The organism is Novosphingobium sp. PASSN1, assembly GCF_002278815.1.
Genome location: NZ_NKIS01000020.1, coordinates 18,861 through 38,281, shown reverse-complemented (window position 1 = coordinate 38,281; position 19,421 = coordinate 18,861). Strand labels below are relative to the sequence as shown.

Sequence of the window (19,421 nt, the reverse complement as noted above, 5' to 3'; positions counted from 1 at the left end):
GTGATGGGCACGGTGTTCTGGCTGTTCAAAGCCTGATCGGCAGATAGAGCGCCGGATTGCGCGGGGCAGTGCCCTTGCGCAGTTCAAAATGCAGGCCGGGGCGCTTGGCCTCACCGCTCTTGCCGATACGGGCGATGATCTGGCGGCTTTTGACCGTCTGCCCTTCCTTCACGCGCACTTGCCCGAGATAGGCGTAGGCCGTGACCCAGCCGCCGGTGTGTTCGATCAGGATGAGCTGGCCGAAGCGTTCGGGTTCGGTGCCTGCGAAGACCACTTTGCCCGGCGCGGCGGCGTGGACGGTCATGCCCGCGAAAGCGGCGAGATCGAGGCCGTTGTTGGGCAGGCCTTTCACTGTGGTGCCGAATTTGGCGGTGACCGCGCCGGAGGTGGGCCACACAAGGCGGGGTGCGCCGGTTTCGCGCTTGGTGGGCGTGGTCCTGGCCGCAGGCGGCTTGGGCGGCTGCGCGGCGAGGCTGCCCGTGACAACGAGCAACAACGCCGCAGCAACCAGCCGCAGCGGCAGCCGCCGCCGCATCAGTCGAGCGGGGTGAGGCGCGAAATGCCGCCCATCCAGGGCTTCAGCACTTCGGGCACATCGACCGTGCCATCGCCCTGCTGGTAGTTTTCCAGCACCGCCACGAGCGTGCGGCCCACCGCGAGGCCGGAGCCATTGAGCGTGTGGACGAACTCGGTGCCTTTTGCACCATCTGGCCGATAGCGCGCGTTCATCCGGCGGGCCTGAAAATCGCCGCAGTTGGAGCAGGACGAAATCTCGCGGTAGGCGTTCTGGCCGGGGAGCCAGACTTCGAGATCGTAGGTCTTGCGCGCGGTGAAGCCCATGTCGCCCGAGCAGAGCAGCACCTTGCGGTAGGGCAGATCGAGCGCCTGCAGGATCGATTCTGCCGCCTCGGTCATCCGGTCATGCTCGGCGTCCGAATCTTCAGGGCGCGTGATCGAGACGAGCTCGACTTTCTCGAACTGGTGCTGGCGGATGAAGCCGCGCGTATCGCGCCCCGCCGCGCCCGCTTCGGAGCGGAAGCAGGGGGTAAGCGCGGTCATCCGCAGGGGGAGCGCGCTGTCGGGCAGGATCTGGCCGAGGACCGAGTTGGTGAGGCTGACTTCCGCGGTGGGGATCAGCCAGCGGCCGTCGGTCGTCTTGAACAGGTCCTCGGAAAACTTGGGCAGCTGGCCGGTGCCAAAAGCGGCTTCGTCTTTCACCAGCAGCGGCGGATTGCATTCGGTGTAGCCGTTCTCGCCGGTCTGCTTGTCCAGCATGAACTGCGCGAGCGCGCGGTGGAGGCGGGCCATCTGGCCGCGCAGGAAGGTGAAGCGCGCGCCGGCGATGAGCGCGCCGGTTTCGAAATCGAGGCCGAGCGGCGGGCCGAGATCGGCGTGTTCGCGGGGCGGGAAATCGAACTGGCGCGGGGTGCCCCAGCGGCTGACTTCGACGTTGGCGGCCTCGTCCTCGCCTTCGGGCACATCATCAGCCGGGAGGTTGGGATGGGCGGCGAGCGCAGCGTTCAGCTCTGCGGTGAGGCGGCGCTCGTCTTCCTCCAGCGCGGGGAGCGTGGTCTTCAGTTCGGCGACTTCGGCCTTGAGAGCCTCCGCCGCGTCCTTGTCGCCTTTGCCCATCGCGGCACCGATGGCCTTGGATGCCTCGTTGCGGCGGGCCTGCGCTTCCTGCATCCGGGTGGCGACATCGCGCCGTGCGGTATCGAGCGCGAGGATCGCGGCAGACTGCGGGGCGACGCCGCGGCGGGCGAGGGCGGTGTCGAACCCTTGGGGGTTCTCGCGGATCAGGCGGATATCGTGCATGGCCTGCGCGCTATGCCGCCTGAGACGCTGCGGAGCAAGCTCAGGTGTGCAGGCCGATCACGCTGTAGAGCGGGCAGACACCTGCAAACGCCGTCACGATCGGCACGATGGCGACAAGCGCGATCAGCGGATGGCCGAGGATCACGCTGAACACGATGATCATGGCGGCGAGCGCCAGACGGATCACGCGGTCGGCTTCGCCGAGGTTGGTCTTGAACATGAGCTTGGTTCCTTCCACTTCGCTTGGGTGTGAAGGGGGTATGCGGGCCTTTGCGGGGGCCGACATTGATGCGGATCAAGCGGGCTTCAGATTGCCCGATACTTTGCGTGCCCGCCTTGCAGCACTTCAAGGATCGGCAGCGGGAAGGCGGCATTCGGATCGAACACTGGCTGGTCGGGGATCGGGTGCGACCAATCCAGCACATAGTCGCGCCGGGAAATGCGCCATTCGCCTTCGCGCTTTTCGAAGGCATCAAGATAACGCCCGCCATACATCGTGCCTGCGTAGGAGCCGGTTTCGGTCAAGCGTGCCCCGGCAGTGAGGCCGTAGGTTTCGACTTCGGCGTGGGCGGCGCCCGTCAGGCGGATCGCGGGCGGGTCGGAGAGGTGCCAGCGGCGGGCGCTGCGGCGTTCGATGGCCATGACGACGGGGACGAAATCGGCCGCCGATCCCTTGAAGAAGCCGTAGTCGATGGGGGCATCCGGCCAGTAGCAGCTCGCCTGTCCCGCCTCGTCCAGCCAATCGAGCGTGCGCGAATAGCGGGCGAGGACGTCGGTGATGGCGTCCTTCGCCAGCAGATCATCGAGGCTGGCAGCGGCGCTCATGCGCGGGCGGCCCACCAACCGGGGATGGTGAGGGGGAAGCGCTCCTGCGCGGTCTTGAGTTCGGCGTCCGCATCGGCGGGGAGCAGGGTGTCGACTGTCGAGGCAAGGCCGCCGCCCGCGCCCTTCACCGGGTCGACGTATTCGAGCCGGATGTCTTCGAGCACGGCGGCGAAATCGTGGCCCTCGTGGTGGGGAGACATCTGGTGGCGATAGAACGCTTCCTTGCTCTCGAACGAGAGCAGGCAATAGTAGAGGTTGGGGGTTTCGCCCTTCCAGTATTCGTAGCGCTTCACGCCGGGTTCGGTGCTCCACGTCTGGTGGATCATGTCGGCCATGATCGCCTCCCACTGGGCTTCGGAGCCGGGCTTGATCTTGATGTGCGCGAGCAGGGTGGTCATGCCGAAGTCTCCCGAGTGAAAGTGCAATGGAGGGCGAGCGTGCCGAGCATGATGCCCGGTTGGTGCAGGAAGGTGTTGCCCGGCGCGTAGTCGATGCTGGCAAGCCGGTCGCACAGGCGGTTCCACGCGATGGTCTGTTCGAGCCGCGAGAGGCCGGTGCCGGGGCAGACGCGCGGGCCTGCCGAGAAGGCGAGGTGGCGGGTGACGGCGGCACGGTCGAGCTTGAGGTCGAGCGGGTCATCGAATTCGTCGGGGTCGATATTGGCCGCGCCCCAGCGCAGATGCAGGGTGGAACCTGCGGGGACTTCGACGCCCTGGAACACTTCGTCCTGCGAAGTGATGCGCGTTGAAAGCCCCTGCGTGGGTGAGCGCAGGCGCATGCCTTCCTCGGTGAACGGGCGGATCAGGGCGCGATCGGCTTTCAGCTTCGCGAACAGACCGGGGCGCTCGATCAGGAGCTGGGCTTGCTCCACCAGCGCATATTGCGTGGTTTCCAGCCCGCCGATGACCATGGCGTAGACGATGCCGTCGATTTCCTCGTCGGTCAGCTTGCGGTCCAGCGCGTCATAATGGACCTGCGTGAGGTAGGAGATCATGTCCTCGCCCGGATTGGCGCGGCGGCGGCGGACATGATCCCCCACGTATTCAGAGAAACCTGCTAGCAGGCGGAACTTCTCGGCGGTCTGCTCCGCCGTCATGATGTTGTTGTGTCCGCAGCCGTGGACATAGGACATGACTTGCGCGTTGCCCCAGATTTCGAGGTCTTTCACGTCCTCCAGCGGGAAGCCGAGCACGTCGGCCATCGTGCGCTGGGGCAGGGGGCGGGCAAAATCGGCGACGAAATCGAACTTCTCGCCTGCAATCCACCGGTCGATCAGGGTATCGACATGGCCGGTGATCATCGCCTCGTGCCGCTTCGCGCCGGGGCCGACCCACGGATCGGTCAATTGCTGGCGGTGTGCGCGCCATAGCTCCGGGTTTGGGCGCAGCGAGGCGATGGATTTTACCATCGCATCGATATCGGGCATCGCGCGGACCGAGGCGGGATCGGCCTTGCGCGCTTCGAGGAGGAGCGAAAGCGTGGGCGGATAGCGTTCCCAATCGCGCACGACGCGGGCGATATCCTCGTACTTCGAGAGGATGAAGGCGTCGCGGTCAGGCGTCAGGCCTTCGCCGGGCAGGCGCAGCACCGGAGCTTCGGCATGGAGGATGGCATAGGCCTCGTACCAGTGCTCGGCAGCGCCGGGGCCGAACAAGTCGACATCGGCAAGCGCGTGCGGGCAGCCCATCGGGCTGAGGTCGTGATTGACGCGGGCCATGGCCTCTCTCCCCCGGCTTTATCCAAATAGCCAGTTGTTGTGGGGGGGATGGTGCATGACCAATGCCCAGTCTGCCATGATCACTTTTGCCATGATCACTTTTAGCAGCGCCTGAAGGAGACCGTGCCATGACCCGCGTCGCCAAGATTGCCCCGGAAGACTGGGATCCCCGCCTGCGCGCGGCGATAAAACCGGAAGACCGCACCGAGATCGAGCAGGGGATGATCCGCTTTTTGGCGCATTGCCCCGATCAGGTGCTGGGGATGATGCAGTTTGCCGGTGCGCTGAAAGTGCACCGTCAGCTGCCGGAAAAGCTGGTCGAGCTGGTGCGGCTGCGCGTTGCCTTCTTCAACCAGTGCCGCAGCTGCATGGCGATCCGCTATACCGACGCGCTGGAAGACGGCGTGACCGAGGATCTGGTCTGCTCGCTGGAGCGGCCGCAGGAGGCTGAGAACCTGACACCTGCGGAAAAGGCGGCGATCAAGTTCGGTGAGGCTTTTGCGACCGACCATCTGCGCATTGACGAAGCGATGTATGCCGGGCTGCGCGAGCATTTCAGCGAATCCGAGATCGTCGAGCTGGGCATGACCTGCGCCTTCTTCGTGGGCTTCGGACGGCTGGCGGCAACGCTGCACATGGTCGAGGAATTGCCCGATGCATTCCGCCGCGATGGCGTTGTCGCGCCGTGGGGCGAAGAGCGGGTGGTGGTGCGATGAGCGAAGAGCTCGGCATCAACCTGTTCGATCCGGCGGTCCAGCAGTGCCCCTATGACGCCTATCGCACGCTGCGGGATCAGGCCCCGGCCTATCGCCAGCCTGGGACGAACATCTACGTTGTGACGCGGTACGAGGATGTGCGGCGGGTGCTGCTCGATTCCGAGACCTTTCCGAGCAGCCCCAAGACCATCGGGTTGCAGACGCTTTCAGCCAATGTCGAGCGGCAGAAGAAAGTGGTGACGCGCTTCAAGGAGCGCGGCTGGCTGCCCGAGCCGACGCTGAGCGGGCGCGACGATCCGAACCACAAGCAGATGCGCGCGATGTTCAACGAGGCGTTCAAGCCGAGCCGGATCAAGGAGATCGATCCGCTGGTGGAGACGCTGGCCTACGAGCTGATCGACGGCTTCGTGGCCGATGGACGCTGCGAATGGGTCAGCCAGTTCTGCGTGCCGCTGCCGCTCTACATCATCGGCGAGCAGATGGGCGCGCAGCGCGAAGACATGTGGAAGATCAAGCGCTGGACCGACGCCTTCTTCAAGCGCATCTCGATGATGCTGCCCGAGGAAGACGAGATCGAGATGGTCGACCGCGAGATCGAGGCGCAGCACTATTTCCAGCCGATCTTCGAACGGCTGCGGGCCAATCCCGATGACTCATTGATCAGCGTGCTGGTCAACACCGTGATCGAGGGCTGGGGCCGCCCGCTCAATGACAACGAGCTCCATGCCGAGATGATGGCGGACACCTTCGTCGGCGGCAGCGAAACGACGACCAATGCGCTGGCGGCGGGGATGAAGCTGCTGATCGAGAACAAGGACGTCTGGCACAAGCTGAAGTCCGATCCCGAGCGCTACATGAAGACCTTCGTGGAGGAGGTCGTCCGGCTGGAATCCCCGGTGCAGAGCCTGATGCGCTTCTGCGCGAAGGATACCGAACTGGAAGGCACGGTGATCCCCAAGGGCGCGCTGGTGAACGTGCGCTTTGCCGCCGCGAACCGGGATGAACGCGTGTTCGAATGCCCGGAGAAGCTCGATCTGGATCGGCCCAAGGCAGGGGCGCACATGGGCTTCGGTTCGGGCACGCACCACTGCCTTGGCGCGCCGCTCGCCCGGCGGGAACTGGCGTGGGGCTTCCAGGCGGTGGTCGACCGGTTCGAGGACATGCATTTTGCGGACGGGGCCAACGACTTTTCGGTCCACCCGCACTTCCTGCTGCGCAGCCTGAAGGCGCTGCATATCGAGTTCGAAGCGAAGAAGCGCTGAGCCAAGGGCACAAAAAAGGGGCTGGCGAAGTGATCCGCCAGCCCCTTTTTTGTGCCTGCCGCCTATTTGGCGACTTCGAACACCATCAGCGCATTGCCGGGGGCGTGGCTGTACATGCCGTAGCCCGAGTTCACGAAGACCTTGCCCTTCCACACCGCCGCGCCGGGGCCGCTCATCGAGCCGCCCTTGGCCGTCTGGCCGCCGATAGCGGGCATGGGCTGCGTGGTGTCATACTGCCAGAGCACAGCGCCCGTATCGGCATCATAAGCGCGCAGCATGCCATCGAGGTGGCCGCCGAAGACCACGCCGGGAATGCTGGTGACCGCAGCCGAAATGCCCGGATCGCAGAACTTGCGGCCCTCGCACTTGTCCTCGGCCTTGGCCTGCCACACGATGTTGCCGTTGGCGGCATCGAGCGCATGAAGGCCCGCGCCGCGAATGGCGGGGTCATAGAGGCGCGCGTCGCCGGTATCGGCCATGTCGTTGATCGGCACGAACACGCGGCTGCCTTCGGCGCTCATGCCGAAGTGGACGCCGCCTTGCGTGCCGCCGTGGCCGAGCCGGGTCATCCACCTCACCTTGCCGGTATCGGGATCAAGACCCCAGGCCTGACCCGACTTCTGGCCGACGACCAGCACCTTCGCGCCAGTTCCGGTATCGACCAGCATGGGCGAGGCGGCGACGTCGTAATCCGGTCCGCCTTCCTTGGGGCACGAGCCGAGGCCCATCATGCAGCCCACGTTCCATGCATCGCCCACGGTGAGCTGGGTGTTCCAGATGCGCTTGCCGGTGGCGGCGTCGACTGCGAAAACGGCGTCCGAACCATCGTCGGCAGGGGAGGAGTAGTTCTCGCCCGAGCCGAAGTAGATCCGGTTTGTGGCGGCGTCATAGGTCGGGCTGTTCCAGACAGGGGCGCCGGAGGGGCCGAGGATCTGGGTGCCGTCTGCCGTCTTGCCCTGCGGCACGGGCTGGCCTGCGGTAAAGGCGCGCCACTTTTCCGCGCCAGTGGCCGGATCGACCGCGACGACCGAGCCGCGGAAGGTGCAGCAGGGATAGGCCGGGTTGCCCGCCTGCACGACTTCGAGCGAGGAGACGGGCACGAACAATTGCCCGCCGCCCAGCGTGGGCGTGCCGGTGATCGTGGCATCGGCGTGGTCGCTCATCTTGGCCGCCCACAGTTCCTTGCCGGTCATGGCATCGAGCGCGTGGACCTTGCCGAGCAAGTCGCCGAAATAGAGCCGCTTGGTGGCCGCATCCGCCACGATCGCGGTGCGCACTTCGGCGCTGAGGCGGGTGGTCCACTTGGTGCAGCCGGTGTCAGGATCGAAGGCATAGACGGTGCCGTCCTGGCTGCCGACGAAGAGCGTGCCCCAGGCCACGGTGGGCTGCGAGCGGATGTGCGTGGCCGCCGGGTAGGCGAAAGCCCACTTGAGCTTCAGTTTCGGCACGTCCGCCTTGGCCAGGCCTGCGATTTCGGCGGGCACGAAGCGGCGGTTGTCATGCCCCCAGCCGATGGCGGCGGGAATGTCGGTCATGTCGAACCTGGAAGCCGCACCCTTGCAGCGCGGCGGCGGGGCCGGGCGCTTGTACGAGGCATAGGGTGTGCGCGTGAGGTATTCGGCGACCTGCACCTTCTCAGCCGGAGTGAGGCTCGCGGCCTGCTGGCGCATCACGCCGCCGGTCATCGCGCTGACGATGGCATCGGGGGCGAGCATGGCGAGGAAGCCGGGCGAGGGCGCCTTGGGCACGCCGCCCATGTGGCACATCGCGCAGGCGCGGTCGAAGATGGCGCGGCCCGGCGCGGTTTCGGGATCGATGGTGGGGCCGGCGCGGGAATTCATGTCCTCGGTGGACTTGATCCGCGTTGGCGTCGCGGCGTTAAGCCCAGCGGCAAGCGCAAGGGCTGCGAGGCCGGAAAGAACCGCCAGGCCCTTTACCTGAAAGCGGCCGGTCTTGAACATCATGGCGCGTGGCCCCTTCAATCGAGCGAGCGGTAGAATGAAAGCTTCATGTCCTCGGCAAGGCACGCCAGCACGGGCGGCACCAGCCGATCATGGAAATCGATGTGCATGTGCGTCTCGAACGCGGCATCATCCCTGAAGGTGGCGACGCACTGGAACAGGTCCGGGTCTTCTTCCGACTGGAACAGTTCATAGACTAGGGCGCCGGGTTCGTTTTCGAACACCAGCTTCTTGAGCTCGGTCTGGAGCGCGATCAGTTCGTCCCGCTTTTCGGGCTTGGTGCGCAGCTGCGCGATGAAGCTTTTTGCCGTCATGGTTTCAATCTTTTGCCGGTTCGAGATCGTGGAGCAGTTCGCGCGAATAGGAGCCGTCCATGCACGCAATCATCCGCTCGATCAGCGGCTGGTTGTGGGGATAGGCGATGTGAGCCTTGTCAGCGTCCTCGTCGATGAAGCGTTCATAGACCGCGAACATGCCCGGTTCGGCAAGCCGGTAGAACTGATAGGCCAGGGTGCCGGGTTCGCTGGGCGCGAGCGCTTCCATTTCCTTGGCGAGCGCGATGAATTCGGCTTCCTTGTCGGCGCGGATGCGGAAGCGGGAGAGGAAGGAAAAGGCCATCTTCGGGGTCTTTCTGGGCTCAGGCCTTGCGGCTCTGTTCGTAGGCGGTCCAGCTGGGCAGGTACTCGGGATAATCGGCCAGCTTCGGCTCGGCATAGGCGTGGTTGCGGTCGGGCCGGGCGAGGATGCCGGGATAGGCTTCGACCGGTACGTAATAGAGGAAGCCGATCACGCGTTCGGCGAATTTCCACCCGGCGGGCGTGCGGCGGTAGCGGTCATCATAGCGGATCGCGGCGACCATCATCCTGCCGTGGCGCATGAGTTCGGCATGGCCCGCAACGCGCCCGGTGGCGTTGACGTCGTCCACGAAATCGATCTGGATATCGTGCATCACGTGGTGGCCGGGGCCAAGCACGGCAAAGCGGCCATCGAACTGCGCCATGATCGCATCGGGGCCTGCCGCGTGCATCACCCCATCGTGCGAGCGCAGCACGGCATCATCGGCAAACAGCGCGCGCACCGCATCGACGCGGCGATCATCGATGTCGAAGCTGTAGCGCGCGACGAGCTGGCGGATCTGTGATTCGGCCTCAAGCCGCGCGATGCGCGATTCCAGATCGGTTCCCGGATGGGGCATCGCTGTGCTTTCTCTCCCGCATGGCTGCTTGGTGCAAGCCTGCTTTGCGAAGCATGATAACCGGCGCCGGCCTGAAAACAATCATGAATGTTTGGTGTGATCTGCGGCAGTCCGGCCGATCCAGCACCTTTGGGCAGATGGGGCCGCTGCCAGCGGTGCGGGGCCGTGCTGCGCGGGCAGGATCAGGGCAATCCCGCGCTGGTAAAAAAACATACATGTCTGCTTGCAAAATGCGCGCTGGAGACTATCTTTGCCGCCACACCGCACAGCAATGCGGGGCTTGAGGAGTATGGGGATGGCACTGAGGGATCTGCGCTGGTCGGCTGCATTTGGCGCAATGGCTGCGGCAATGATGGCGGCACCGGCTTTCGCGAACGACGAACCGCAGGCGGCGCAGCCGCAGGCAGGCACGGCGCAATCGGGCGCTGAAGAGATGGCGAGCGATCGCCTGAACGAGATCGTTGTGACCGCCACGCGGCGCAGTTCGAACCTGCAGCGTACCCCGGTTGCGGTGTCTGCGGTCGATTCCAACCTGATCCGCCAGTCCAGCCCGCGCGATATCGGCGATCTGGCGGCGTTCGTGCCGAACTTCTCGGCCAGCACGATCACCAACTTCAACGCAGCCTCGTTCGCGATGCGCGGCGTGGGCCAGACTTCGATCATCGTGTACTTCGAGCCGCCGGTGGCCGTGCTCGTCGACGATTTCGTGGTGCCTTCGGTCCAGACCCAGCTGCTCGATACGTTCGACGTGGCACAGGTCGAAGTGCTGCGCGGCCCGCAGGGTACGCTGTTTGGCAAGAACACCACTGGCGGCGCGGTGACGGTGCGCACCAAGCGTCCCGAACTCGGCAAGGTCGGCGTCGATGGCCGGTTCGAGCTCGGCTCGTTCAAGAGCCGCCGCCTGCAGCTTGCCGCCAACGTGCCGATCTTCGACAACATGGCGCTGCGCGTTGTCGGCGGGGCGGAAACGTCTGACGGTTTCTACAAGAATGGCGCTTGCTACGGTCCGGTAAAGGGCTTCGCGCCGAACAAGTTCGATGGCGCTTCGGGCTGCCTCGATGGCAAGGCTGCGGGCGGCAAGGATGTGTACAACCTGCGCGCCAAGCTGCTGTGGCAGCCGACCAGCCGCCTCAGCATCCTCGCGCAGGGTGAATATCTGCGCGATCGTTCGGACACGGTGCCCTCGGTCAACGAGAACGCCACCTACACCGGCACAGGCGCATTCCTGACCGACCTGCTCGGCACGATCCGCCCGAACCCGGCCAGCAGCGATCCGCTCGACAATGCGGCGGTGACCTACCGCCAGGATGGCCTGATCAAGATGCAGGACGGCCAGCGCATCTCGGTCGACGGGTTCTACCTGAATGCCGATTATGAGTTCGATTTCGGCAAGCTGACTTCGGTCACCGGCTGGCGCCGCCAGATCTCGCGCATTCCCAACTCCTATGCCGGTGCGGCACCGATTGCCCGCGATGGTCAGCCGCTGTCGTTCTTCGACGCAACGCGCGATGACAACCGCAAGACCTTCCAGCAGGAACTGCGCTTCGCAACCAACACCGGCACGGCCTTCGATGCCGTGGTCGGCGGGTTCTACCAGCGTGAGACGGTCGATTTCTGCGTGGCGCAGATCCTCGGTTTCCTTGATCTGACCAACGGGCCGCTGCCCTTCGGCAACTGGAACGACACCCCCTACATCCTGTGCAACGCGCAGCGTTCCAATTCCAAGGCGCTGTTCGCCGAGGGTACCTACAAGATCACGCCCGAACTCTCGCTCACCGGCGGCGTGCGCTATACCTGGGAAAACAAGACCTGGTATGGCCGCAATCAGGTGTTCATCCCGCAGCTTGGCGGCGGCTTCGATCCCTCGATCAAGGTCGACGAAGCGCTGGATGCCAGCGTGTTCAAGTATCCGGCTGGCGTCGTGACGGTGAACAACAAGTCGAACAAGCCGACATGGCGCATGACGCTGGGCTATCAGGCCACGCCTGATGTCTACACTTACGCCAACTATTCGCGCGGCTTCAAGAGCGGCGGGTTCAACGATCAGATCGGCGGCTTCGCAGCCTTCGCAACCGACCTCGATGCGTTCCGCACCGCCGCCCGCGCCACGCGGCCGGAAACGGCGGACTCGTTCGAAGTCGGTGTGAAGAGCGAACTCCTCGATCACCGCCTGCGCTTCAACCTCACCGGCTTCTACGTGAAGTACAAGGATCTGCAGAAGCAGCTCAACGTGCCGATCGTGGTCAATGGCGCGCCGAACCAGGTCACGCTGTTCGTCAACGCTGCCAGCGCCACGGTTAAGGGTATCGAAGCCGAAGCGACCGCCCGCCTGTTCAAGGGCTTCACCCTGCGCGGCGTGCTCGGCTATCAGGACGGCAAGTACGACGAATACACCGCGCCCGGCGCCGGTTACAACCTCGCTGACGCCCCGCTCGACCGTGCGCCCAAGTGGCAGTGGACCATCGACGCTGCGTATGAAGTGCCGCTCGGTTCGGACTACAAGGTGATCGCCAACGCTTCGGCGGCGCACACCTCGCGTAACCTCAACACGCAGTCGATCACCGATATCAAGGGCAACACGTTCCTCAACAGCCGCACGCTGGTGAACGCCTCGCTCACGGTCTCGCAGGTCGATAACAAGTACTACATCAAGGCCATCGGCCGGAACCTGACCGACGAGCGCTACCGGATCGCTTCGCAGAACGTGGCGGGCCTGTGGCTCAACTCGAACTTCGGTGCGCCGCGCTACTATGGCCTCGAAGTGGGCTTCAGCTTCCGCGGTCTGTAAAACATACAGGTACTCGCGCGAAGGGGCCCGCCCGCCAGCCGTTCCTCCCGGCTGGCAGACGGGTCCCTTTTCGTTTCCGGCCATTCGCGCGGCCAACAATGGGGAACACGATGAACGCCTTGGACCTCTGGGATATTCACACCGGCAAGCGGCATCCTTTCGATGCGCGCGCGCCGCGGATCGACAACGGCACCGGGCGGCCTTCGCCGGACCGCTATGTCAGCCCGGCCTATGCCGCCGAGGAATGGGACAAGGTTTTCGCCAAGAGCTGGCTGCTGGCGGGTCCGGTTTCGGACATTCCCGAGGCGGGCGACTTCATGAAGTTCGATATCGGCCCGGAAAGCTTCATCGTGGTGCGCGATGATGATGGCGCGGTGAAGGCGCACTACAACGTGTGCCCGCATCGCGGCAGCCAGCTGGTGTCCGCCGATCTGGGATCACTGAGCCAGTTCACCTGCCCGTTCCATTCGTGGCAGTTCGCGCTCGATGGTACGTGCACGTCCGTCACCGACGCCGAGACGTTCCGCCCCGAAGTGTTGTGCCACGGCACCGATCTCTCCTCGGTGCGCTGTGAAGTCGCCGCCGGTTTCGTGTTCATTGCGATGGATCCGGACATCATCCCGCTGGCCGAGTTCCTCGGGCCGATCCTGCCGCAGCTGGAGCTTTACGAAGCCGACCAGATGTATGTGGTGCAGCACCGCCGTTCGGATTGGGGTTCGAACTGGAAGGGCGGGGTGGATGCCTTTGCCGAGATTTACCACCTCCACGCTGTCCACCCGCAGACCCAGTGCCTGATGGACGACCGCACCCAGATCGACTTGTGGCCGGGCGGGCTCAGCCGCCAGTTCGTGCCGTTTGCGCAGCCCAGCCCGCGCTTTGCCGATCAGGAAAGCGTGAACCCCGGCATCCAGATGATGCTGCGCGATGCGGGGATCGATCCGGAAACCTATGAGGGCTCCGCGCGCGAGACGCGCAGCGCGGTGCAGGCGGCCAAGCGCAAGCGGTCCGATGAACTGGGCCTGCGCTATGAGCGGTTCAGCGACAGCCAGCTTTCGGATTCCGTCGTCTATTCGGTATTCCCGAACGTGCAGATCGGCTGCCATCCGGAGGCGGTGTTCCTTCACCGGTTCATCCCGCACGCCAGCGATCCCAACCAGTTCACCTACGACACTTGCATCCTTTACCGCCATGTCGATGCGCCGGGCTATTCCGCGCCCGCATGGATGGGGATGGGCGAGGACGTGGACCTTTCGGGTCGCACGCGCCCCGATGTGATCCACACTGGGCTGGGTGAACCGCCGTGCCTTGGCGAAGTGCTCGATCAGGACAGCGATCTGCTGCCCGTGGTGCAGAAGGGCGCGCGTTCGCGCGGCTTCCGCGGGCCGCTGTGGAGCGAGCAGGAAGGCCGCCTGCGCCACTTCCACGCCGAACTGGACCGGGTGATGGGGGCCTGATGATACGAAAAGGGGCGCGGAAGCTGACTTCCGCGCCCCTTTTTCATTGCGTAGTTTCCAGCCTCAGAACGGCCGGATCGTCAGCCCGTTGTCGATCACCAGCTCCGCGCCGGTGATATAGCGGCTCTCGTCGCTGGCGAGGAACACGACCAGCGCGGCCACGTCCTTCGGATGGCCCGCCGTGCCGTGCGGCAAGACGCCTTCGGGGATTTCGTTGGCTTGGCCGAGGCGGCCTTCGGCTTCCTGCACCATCGGCGTTTCGATGGCGCCGGGGTGGATCGAATTGCAGCGGATCTTGTAGCCCTTGACCTGCGCCATGACCGCGACCGACTTGGTCATCGAACGGACCGCGCCCTTGGCGGCGGAATAGGCGAAGAAGATCGGGTAGCCGAGGAGCGCACCGACCGAGGACATGTTGATGATCGAGCCGCCGCCGCTCTTGTTCATCAGCGGAACTGCGTGCTTCATGCCGAGGAACACGCCGTCGATCATGATCGCGTTGACCCAGCGGAACTTGTCGAGGCTGGTGTCCTCGACATCGGCGCTGAGCACGACACCGGCGTTGTTGACCAGCACGTGGAGCGCGCCGAACTTTTCCTCGATGGCAGCATACGTGGCGATCCACTGGGCTTCATCCGCCACATCGAGCGCAAGAGCGATGGCATCCCCGCCGATCCGGTCGGCCACGGCCTGCGCGGCGGCAAGGTTCACGTCGGTGACGACGACCTTTGCGCCTTCGGCGGCGAGCGCCTCGCAGTCTGCCGCGCCCAGCCCGGAACCACCGCCGGTGACCAACGCCACCTTGCCTTCAAGACGGCCCATATTCGCTCTCCTGTTATGATCTGGCCTGTTGTTGTGGCGCGGCTCAGGCGGCGCCGTCTTCCGAGAAATACTCGGGCATTCCGGCAGGCCAGATCACGCCCCACTGCGCCTGCCCGCCATCGATGATCATGAGATCGCCGTTGATGAAGCGGCCGGCCGGGCTGGCGAGATAGGCGATGGCTTCGGCCACGTCCCAGGCATTGCCGCGCATCTTCAAGGGATTGGCCTTGTGGAAGCGGGCGAGCGCTTCTTCCGGATACATGCGGAAACCCTCGGTCTCGATCACGCCGGGGCCGATGCAGTTGACGCGGATATTGTGCGGCGCCCATTCGGTGGCGACCGTCTTCGAGAGGTAGATCACGCCCGCGCGCGCGGCGCAGGTGTGCGCAGCCTGCGGCATCCCGCGTTCGACATTGGCGACGATGTTGATGACATGGCCGGGCTTGCCATCCGCGCGCCAGCGCTTGGCGGCTTCCTGCATCATCCACCAGGTGCCGTTGAGGTTGGTGTCGATCACCGCGAGCCAGCCCTTGCGGCTGAAATCAATCGCGTCCTGCGGGAACTGGCCGCCGGCGTTGTTGACCAGCGTATCCAGCCCGCCGAAATGATCGTGAACCGCACCGATCAGCGCCTCGACCGCTTCGGGATCGCGGATGTTCGCTTCCTGGCAGAAGATGTCGCGGCCCGTGGCGTCCTTGATCAGCGCGGCGGTGGCATCCAGCTTTTCGCGCGTGCGGCCGCAGATCGCGACATTCGCGCCGAGCTTGGCGGCCAGGAACGCCGCGGCCTTGCCCATGCCGCTGCCCGCGCCGGTGATCAGGATGGTGTGCCCGGCCAGCAGGTCTTCGCGGAAAATCGTCTGCTGTTCGCGCAGCGCTGCTTCATCAAGCCCGCGCTTGGGCCGACCCGCATCGCCGGGTTCGGGACGGAAGATGCGCGGGGCATGCAAGTCAGGCGCGTTCAACGGTTCATCCCCCATTCGGTTGTTCCGGCATTGCTAGAACACCCGCACAGAAAAAACAAACAGGTTTGATTTTGATTCGCGCGATCAGGTTGCGATTTGTGCAGGGCGCGCCGGGTTTTGCAGGCGCTGCGGCCTTGGCGAAAACCGGCTGCCGATCAGCTTTTTGCCGCGGGGGCGAGGGCGCGGATCTGGGCTTCGAGGTGGCGCAGCATCGGCTCGACTTGCGCGGGGTCCATACCGCCCGTCTGCAGCGAAATCGCCATCCCTTCGAGGATCGTCTGCGAGAGCGTCATCGCCAGCGCGAAGTTGGGCGAGCCGAGCCATTCGGGGAACAGCGCTTCGGCCTGCGCGTTGAACTTCTCGCGAAACTCGTCCTGCAGCGGCGAGAGGATCGAGGAAAGATCGGCATCAGTGCGCGCGGCGACGGCGAGTTCATGGAACGCGATGAACGCGGGCTTTTGCAGCTGGCGCCAGTAAGTTTCGACCAGATCGGTCACTTCGTGTTCGGGCCGCTCTGCCGCGCGGCGGAAGGCGCGCAGGCGCTTTTCATGGAGTTCGGTGATCGCGGCCTTGATCAAGGCCGAACCGTTTTCGAAATGGTGCACCATCGCCCCGCGCGAAAGACCGGCCTCTTCGGCCACTTTGGGCGTGGTGGTGTTGGCATAGCCGTGCTTGACGAGGCAGCGCACCGTGGCATCAATCAGGCGGGCGCGGGTCTGAGCCGCCTTGGCCGCTTGCAGCGTGCGCGTGCGATCCGCCGCCGGACGGGTGGGCCGAGGGGCGGGCCGTGCTGCCCGCGTGCGTGAAAGAGCCATGCGTCTGCTTGCCTGAACCGCTGCATGCCAGACCCGGCATGCCATTGTTATAACCCATAATGCGTTTTCGCCGCGCGTGAAACCACCGCTTGTACCGGCCGGGGGACAAGTCCATTCCCGGCAAGGAGTGCAGCGTGTTTCCCGGCGCAGGAAAACCCATCGAATCAAGCGCGCCGCACTTGCATGGGGCGCACCAACAAGGCGTAACGCATCGCACGGAAAAAGACAGATATGATTGTCTTTTTCATCGTGCGGTGTATCTCCGGCCCAAGATCAATAAGAGGCCCGCCGGGCCGGGGGATGCATGACCACTCAGCCGCCGTCCGCAACCACTGCCATCCTGACCATGGGCGGCATGATCCGCGCTTCGGCGCATACTTTCGCCGCGCGCGAGGCGCTGGTCTTCCCCGACCGGCGGATTACCTATGCAGGCCTTGATGCGGCCGCACGTCGCTGGGCCGCCGCGCTGATCGCGCTGGGCGTGCAGCCGGGCCAGCATGTCGGCCTGTTCATGCCGACCTGTCCCGAGTTCATCGAAGCATTCTACGGGATCACCATGGCGGGCGCGGTCGCGGTGCCGATCAACGCGCGCTATCAGTCGCATGAACTCGCCTACCTGACGCGCGATGCGGATCTGGTCGTGCTGGTCACGGCGGGGCAGGTGGCCGAGGGGCTGGATTACCGCGACCGCGTGCGCGCGGCGCTGCCCTCGCTGGCCGGGGCAGGCGCGGCGCGGGGCCTCAGCCTTGATGAAGCGCCGATGCTCCACACCATCATCTCACTCGATGCAGGCGGCGCAGAAGGAATGCTGCCGGTGGATGCGGCGCTTGCGCTGGGCGCGGATGTGGCAGACGCAGCCATCGACCGTCGGATCGACGATGTTGACGCAGAAGACGTCGCGATGATCCTCTACACCAGCGGGACGACGGCGAACCCCAAGGGCGCGCTGATCTCGCACCGCGCGCAAGTGGGCAACAGCCGCAATCTCGGCAAACGCTACCTCTGCACGGCGGACGACAAGGTGTGGTCGCCGCTGCCGATTTTCCACATCGCGGGCATCCTGCCGATGACAATGATCCTCGATCTGGGCGGGGTCTACATGACCGTGCCGCATTTCGAGGCCGGGCAGGCCCTCGCCATGCTGGGCGCGGAAGGCGCTACGATTGCCTATCCCAGCTTCGTCACGATCATGCAGGATCTGATCAACCATCCCACATTCCAGACGACCGACCTTGCGAAGCTGCGGGTGATGAATTCGAACTTCGCGGTGCAGCCGGCGTGGATCAAGGACGCGGTGGTCGCGGCGATGCCGCACACGATCCAGGTCGGCACGTATGGCCTGACCGAAGCGGCAGGGACGGTTTCGACCAGCCGTCTGGACGACAGTTTCGAGGTGCGCACCGGGCGCTGCGGCTTCCCGCTGGAAGACTGGGAGATGCGCATCGTCGATCCCGAGACCGGGCAGGATTGCGGGGCGGGCGAGCGCGGCGAGATCGTGCTGCGCGGCCCGCATATGCTCAAGGGCTACTACAACGCGCCGGAAAAGACCGCCGAAGCTATCCGCGATGGCTGGTTCTTCACCGGCGATGTCGGTTCGGTCGATGCGGGCGGCAACGTGATGTTCCACGGCCGCACCAAGGACATGCTCAAGGTGGGCGGCGAGAATGTGGCGGCGGCAGAGATCGAATCGATGCTGCAGACCCATCCGGCGGTGAAGCTGGCGCAAGTCGTCGGCATCCCGGATGACCGCTATGTCGAAGTGGCAGCGGCCTTCGTGGAGCTGGCGGACGGAGCGGAAGCCACCGAGGCAGAGCTGATCGCGCACTGCAAGGGCAAACTGGCGGGCTTCAAGATCCCGCGCCATGTGCGCGTGGTGAGCGAGTGGCCGATGTCGACCTCCAAGATCCAGAAGTTCAAGCTGCGCGGTGGGTTGATCGAGGAACTGGGGCTGGGGTGATCGATGCGGTGTTGATCTGCACCGCCAATCTCGAAGTATCGCGACGAGACTGACGAAGCTGGGGCGCTGCGCCGCCTTGGCACGGCAGCCTTGCATCGTCTGCATCCCGTGGCGGCGCACGGTAAGAAACTGGCGGATGGCGTCATGGATAATCTGCCTGACGCCGACCATCCTGCCGGAGTTGCCGGGGCAGGGCTTTTTATGACGCGTTTGCCTTCCCGTAGCACCCAACCCGCTGGCAGCGGCGATACGAGAGGGACACATCGACATGACGAGCATCGCGCCAGAAAATGATCGCGGCCTTGCGGGACAAACCATCTTCATCAGCGGCGCAGGCGCTGGAATCGGCCGCGGGATTGCTGAAGCGCTGGGCGCTGCAGGCGCGCACCTTGCGCTGTTCGATCTGGACGCGGCGGCGATCGAAGCCGTGGCTGCGCCCCTGCTGGGGCAGGGCCTGCGCGTGAGCTGCCATGCGGGCGATGTCACTTGCGCAGACGATGTTCATGCCGCGATCAAACAGGCGGTGCAGCATCACCAGAGGCTGGACGGGGCCGTGAACAACGCCGGAATTGTTGGCGCTTCAGCCGATGTCCTCGACTATCCGGCAGAGGTTTTCAGCCGGGTGATGGACGTCAATGTCATGGGCGTGCTGCATTGCATGCAGGCCGAACTGGGTGTGATGAAGCAGCAGGGGCGGGGGGCGATTGTCAACATTGCTTCGGCCGCTGCGATTATCGGTTGGGCTGGCCAAAGCGCTTATGTTGCCAGCAAGCATGCCGTTGTCGGCCTGACCAAGACCGCCGCGCTTGAATATGCGGCGCAGGGCATCCGCATCAACGCGGTTTGCCCCGCATTCATCTATACCGACCTGACCGCAGCCCTGTTCCAGACACCCGGCGTGCATGATGCGGCAGTCGCCAATCATCCGATTGGCCGCCTTGGCCAGCCCCACGAAGTGGCTGAGGCAGTCATGTGGTTGCTTTCGGATCGCTCGTCGTTCGCTGTTGGCAGCAGCCTGGTGGTGGACGGCGCATCAACCATCGACTGAGCACCCAGATTGGCCCGAACTGATCCGTCAGGCAGGTAAAGCAGGGTCCGGCCCGTCGCGGCAGGGTGGAATGGTCGGCCAG

At 64.8% G+C, this 19,421-nt stretch carries 19 protein-coding genes; 6 read left to right on the top strand and 13 right to left on the bottom strand.

Annotated features, from left to right (window positions below; all coding sequences use genetic code 11):
* Nucleotides 1-25 precede the first annotated feature (25 nt).
* From CFE35_RS21425 to CFE35_RS21400, 6 genes are all read right to left on the bottom strand, one after another.
* Nucleotides 26-535, bottom strand: a complete 510-nt coding sequence (locus CFE35_RS21425; RefSeq protein ID WP_292933801.1) for a M23 family metallopeptidase — start codon at nt 533-535, stop codon at nt 26-28.
* Nucleotides 535-1,815 (bottom strand): serine--tRNA ligase, encoded by a 1,281-nt coding sequence (serS, locus tag CFE35_RS21420; protein WP_292933799.1) that lies wholly within the window; start codon nt 1,813-1,815, stop codon nt 535-537. The genes CFE35_RS21425 and serS overlap by 1 nt, the downstream gene beginning before the upstream one ends.
* 40 nt (nt 1,816-1,855) lie before the next feature.
* Nucleotides 1,856-2,035, bottom strand: coding sequence for a DUF2892 domain-containing protein (locus CFE35_RS21415; RefSeq protein ID WP_292933798.1), 180 nt, complete (start codon nt 2,033-2,035; stop codon nt 1,856-1,858).
* 86 nt (nt 2,036-2,121) lie between these two features.
* Nucleotides 2,122-2,640, bottom strand: a complete 519-nt coding sequence (locus CFE35_RS21410) for a nuclear transport factor 2 family protein (RefSeq protein ID WP_292933796.1) — start codon at nt 2,638-2,640, stop codon at nt 2,122-2,124.
* Complete coding sequence (locus CFE35_RS21405; protein WP_292933794.1) at nt 2,637-3,038, bottom strand: antibiotic biosynthesis monooxygenase family protein; 402 nt, start codon at nt 3,036-3,038, stop codon at nt 2,637-2,639. The genes CFE35_RS21410 and CFE35_RS21405 overlap by 4 nt, the downstream gene beginning before the upstream one ends.
* Nucleotides 3,035-4,357 (bottom strand): cytochrome P450, encoded by a 1,323-nt coding sequence (locus CFE35_RS21400; RefSeq protein WP_292933792.1) that lies wholly within the window; start codon nt 4,355-4,357, stop codon nt 3,035-3,037. Before CFE35_RS21400 ends, CFE35_RS21405 begins: the two co-directional genes overlap by 4 nt.
* A 128-nt stretch (nt 4,358-4,485) precedes the next feature.
* Here CFE35_RS21400 and CFE35_RS21395 point away from each other — a divergent pair, with 128 nt between their 5' ends.
* The gene (locus CFE35_RS21395) at nt 4,486-5,073 is read left to right on the top strand and encodes a carboxymuconolactone decarboxylase family protein (RefSeq protein WP_292933790.1); all 588 of its coding nucleotides are present in this window, start codon (nt 4,486-4,488) and stop codon (nt 5,071-5,073) included.
* On the top strand, nt 5,070-6,335 hold the full coding sequence (locus tag CFE35_RS21390) for a cytochrome P450 (RefSeq protein ID WP_292933788.1): 1,266 nt from the start codon (nt 5,070-5,072) through the stop codon (nt 6,333-6,335). Before CFE35_RS21395 ends, CFE35_RS21390 begins: the two co-directional genes overlap by 4 nt.
* 62 nt (nt 6,336-6,397) lie before the next feature.
* Here CFE35_RS21390 and CFE35_RS21385 read toward each other — a convergent pair whose 3' ends face one another.
* The 4 genes from CFE35_RS21385 to CFE35_RS21370 are packed head-to-tail and all read right to left on the bottom strand — an operon-like array spanning nt 6,398 to nt 9,491.
* Nucleotides 6,398-8,299 (bottom strand): PQQ-binding-like beta-propeller repeat protein, encoded by a 1,902-nt coding sequence (locus CFE35_RS21385; protein ID WP_292933787.1) that lies wholly within the window; start codon nt 8,297-8,299, stop codon nt 6,398-6,400.
* Nucleotides 8,300-8,313: 14 nt separating this feature from the next.
* Nucleotides 8,314-8,610, bottom strand: a complete 297-nt coding sequence (locus CFE35_RS21380; protein WP_292933786.1) for an antibiotic biosynthesis monooxygenase family protein — start codon at nt 8,608-8,610, stop codon at nt 8,314-8,316.
* Between the two features lie 4 nt (nt 8,611-8,614).
* Nucleotides 8,615-8,914 (bottom strand): antibiotic biosynthesis monooxygenase, encoded by a 300-nt coding sequence (locus CFE35_RS21375; protein ID WP_292933784.1) that lies wholly within the window; start codon nt 8,912-8,914, stop codon nt 8,615-8,617.
* A gap of 19 nt (nt 8,915-8,933) precedes the next feature.
* A complete protein-coding gene (locus tag CFE35_RS21370) occupies nt 8,934-9,491 on the bottom strand; it encodes a nuclear transport factor 2 family protein (RefSeq protein ID WP_292933782.1) in 558 nt (185 codons plus the stop codon).
* 295 nt (nt 9,492-9,786) lie between these two features.
* Here CFE35_RS21370 and CFE35_RS21365 point away from each other — a divergent pair, with 295 nt between their 5' ends.
* Nucleotides 9,787-12,279, top strand: coding sequence for a TonB-dependent receptor (locus CFE35_RS21365; protein ID WP_292933780.1), 2,493 nt, complete (start codon nt 9,787-9,789; stop codon nt 12,277-12,279).
* Between the two features lie 110 nt (nt 12,280-12,389).
* A complete protein-coding gene (locus tag CFE35_RS21360; RefSeq protein WP_292933779.1) occupies nt 12,390-13,733 on the top strand; it encodes an aromatic ring-hydroxylating dioxygenase subunit alpha in 1,344 nt (447 codons plus the stop codon).
* A 63-nt stretch (nt 13,734-13,796) separates the two neighbouring features.
* On the opposite strand, the gene CFE35_RS21355 is transcribed toward CFE35_RS21360, so the two are convergent.
* The 3 genes from CFE35_RS21355 to CFE35_RS21345 all read right to left on the bottom strand — a co-directional run bounded on the left by CFE35_RS21355 (nt 13,797) and on the right by CFE35_RS21345 (nt 16,334).
* Nucleotides 13,797-14,555 carry a glucose 1-dehydrogenase gene (locus tag CFE35_RS21355; RefSeq protein ID WP_292933777.1) on the bottom strand — a complete coding sequence of 253 codons (759 nt, stop codon included), beginning with the start codon at nt 14,553-14,555 and terminating at the stop codon, nt 13,797-13,799.
* A 43-nt stretch (nt 14,556-14,598) separates the two neighbouring features.
* Nucleotides 14,599-15,519, bottom strand: coding sequence for an SDR family oxidoreductase (locus CFE35_RS21350; protein WP_292933776.1), 921 nt, complete (start codon nt 15,517-15,519; stop codon nt 14,599-14,601).
* Nucleotides 15,520-15,674: 155 nt separating this feature from the next.
* A complete protein-coding gene (locus tag CFE35_RS21345) occupies nt 15,675-16,334 on the bottom strand; it encodes a TetR/AcrR family transcriptional regulator (protein WP_292933774.1) in 660 nt (219 codons plus the stop codon).
* Nucleotides 16,335-16,638: 304 nt separating this feature from the next.
* Here CFE35_RS21345 and CFE35_RS21340 point away from each other — a divergent pair, with 304 nt between their 5' ends.
* Nucleotides 16,639-18,291, top strand: a complete 1,653-nt coding sequence (locus tag CFE35_RS21340; RefSeq protein WP_292933772.1) for an AMP-binding protein — start codon at nt 16,639-16,641, stop codon at nt 18,289-18,291.
* Between the two features lie 268 nt (nt 18,292-18,559).
* Entirely contained in the window at nt 18,560-19,339 is a 780-nt protein-coding gene (locus CFE35_RS21335; RefSeq protein ID WP_292933771.1) for a glucose 1-dehydrogenase, read from the top strand.
* The last annotated feature ends 82 nt before the right edge of the window (nt 19,340-19,421 follow it).

Coding starts and splice junctions, on each gene's coding strand:
- CFE35_RS21425 (WP_292933801.1), bottom strand. CDS start 535: ATGCGGCGGCGGCTGCCGCTGCGGCTGGTTGCTGCGGCGTTGTTGCTC.
- serS (WP_292933799.1), bottom strand. CDS start 1,815: ATGCACGATATCCGCCTGATCCGCGAGAACCCCCAAGGGTTCGACACC.
- CFE35_RS21415 (WP_292933798.1), bottom strand. CDS start 2,035: ATGTTCAAGACCAACCTCGGCGAAGCCGACCGCGTGATCCGTCTGGCG.
- CFE35_RS21410 (WP_292933796.1), bottom strand. CDS start 2,640: ATGAGCGCCGCTGCCAGCCTCGATGATCTGCTGGCGAAGGACGCCATC.
- CFE35_RS21405 (WP_292933794.1), bottom strand. CDS start 3,038: ATGACCACCCTGCTCGCGCACATCAAGATCAAGCCCGGCTCCGAAGCC.
- CFE35_RS21400 (WP_292933792.1), bottom strand. CDS start 4,357: ATGGCCCGCGTCAATCACGACCTCAGCCCGATGGGCTGCCCGCACGCG.
- CFE35_RS21395 (WP_292933790.1), top strand. CDS start 4,486: ATGACCCGCGTCGCCAAGATTGCCCCGGAAGACTGGGATCCCCGCCTG.
- CFE35_RS21390 (WP_292933788.1), top strand. CDS start 5,070: ATGAGCGAAGAGCTCGGCATCAACCTGTTCGATCCGGCGGTCCAGCAG.
- CFE35_RS21385 (WP_292933787.1), bottom strand. CDS start 8,299: ATGATGTTCAAGACCGGCCGCTTTCAGGTAAAGGGCCTGGCGGTTCTT.
- CFE35_RS21380 (WP_292933786.1), bottom strand. CDS start 8,610: ATGACGGCAAAAAGCTTCATCGCGCAGCTGCGCACCAAGCCCGAAAAG.
- CFE35_RS21375 (WP_292933784.1), bottom strand. CDS start 8,914: ATGGCCTTTTCCTTCCTCTCCCGCTTCCGCATCCGCGCCGACAAGGAA.
- CFE35_RS21370 (WP_292933782.1), bottom strand. CDS start 9,491: ATGCCCCATCCGGGAACCGATCTGGAATCGCGCATCGCGCGGCTTGAG.
- CFE35_RS21365 (WP_292933780.1), top strand. CDS start 9,787: ATGGCACTGAGGGATCTGCGCTGGTCGGCTGCATTTGGCGCAATGGCT.
- CFE35_RS21360 (WP_292933779.1), top strand. CDS start 12,390: ATGAACGCCTTGGACCTCTGGGATATTCACACCGGCAAGCGGCATCCT.
- CFE35_RS21355 (WP_292933777.1), bottom strand. CDS start 14,555: ATGGGCCGTCTTGAAGGCAAGGTGGCGTTGGTCACCGGCGGTGGTTCC.
- CFE35_RS21345 (WP_292933774.1), bottom strand. CDS start 16,334: ATGGCTCTTTCACGCACGCGGGCAGCACGGCCCGCCCCTCGGCCCACC.
- CFE35_RS21340 (WP_292933772.1), top strand. CDS start 16,639: ATGACCACTCAGCCGCCGTCCGCAACCACTGCCATCCTGACCATGGGC.
- CFE35_RS21335 (WP_292933771.1), top strand. CDS start 18,560: ATGACGAGCATCGCGCCAGAAAATGATCGCGGCCTTGCGGGACAAACC.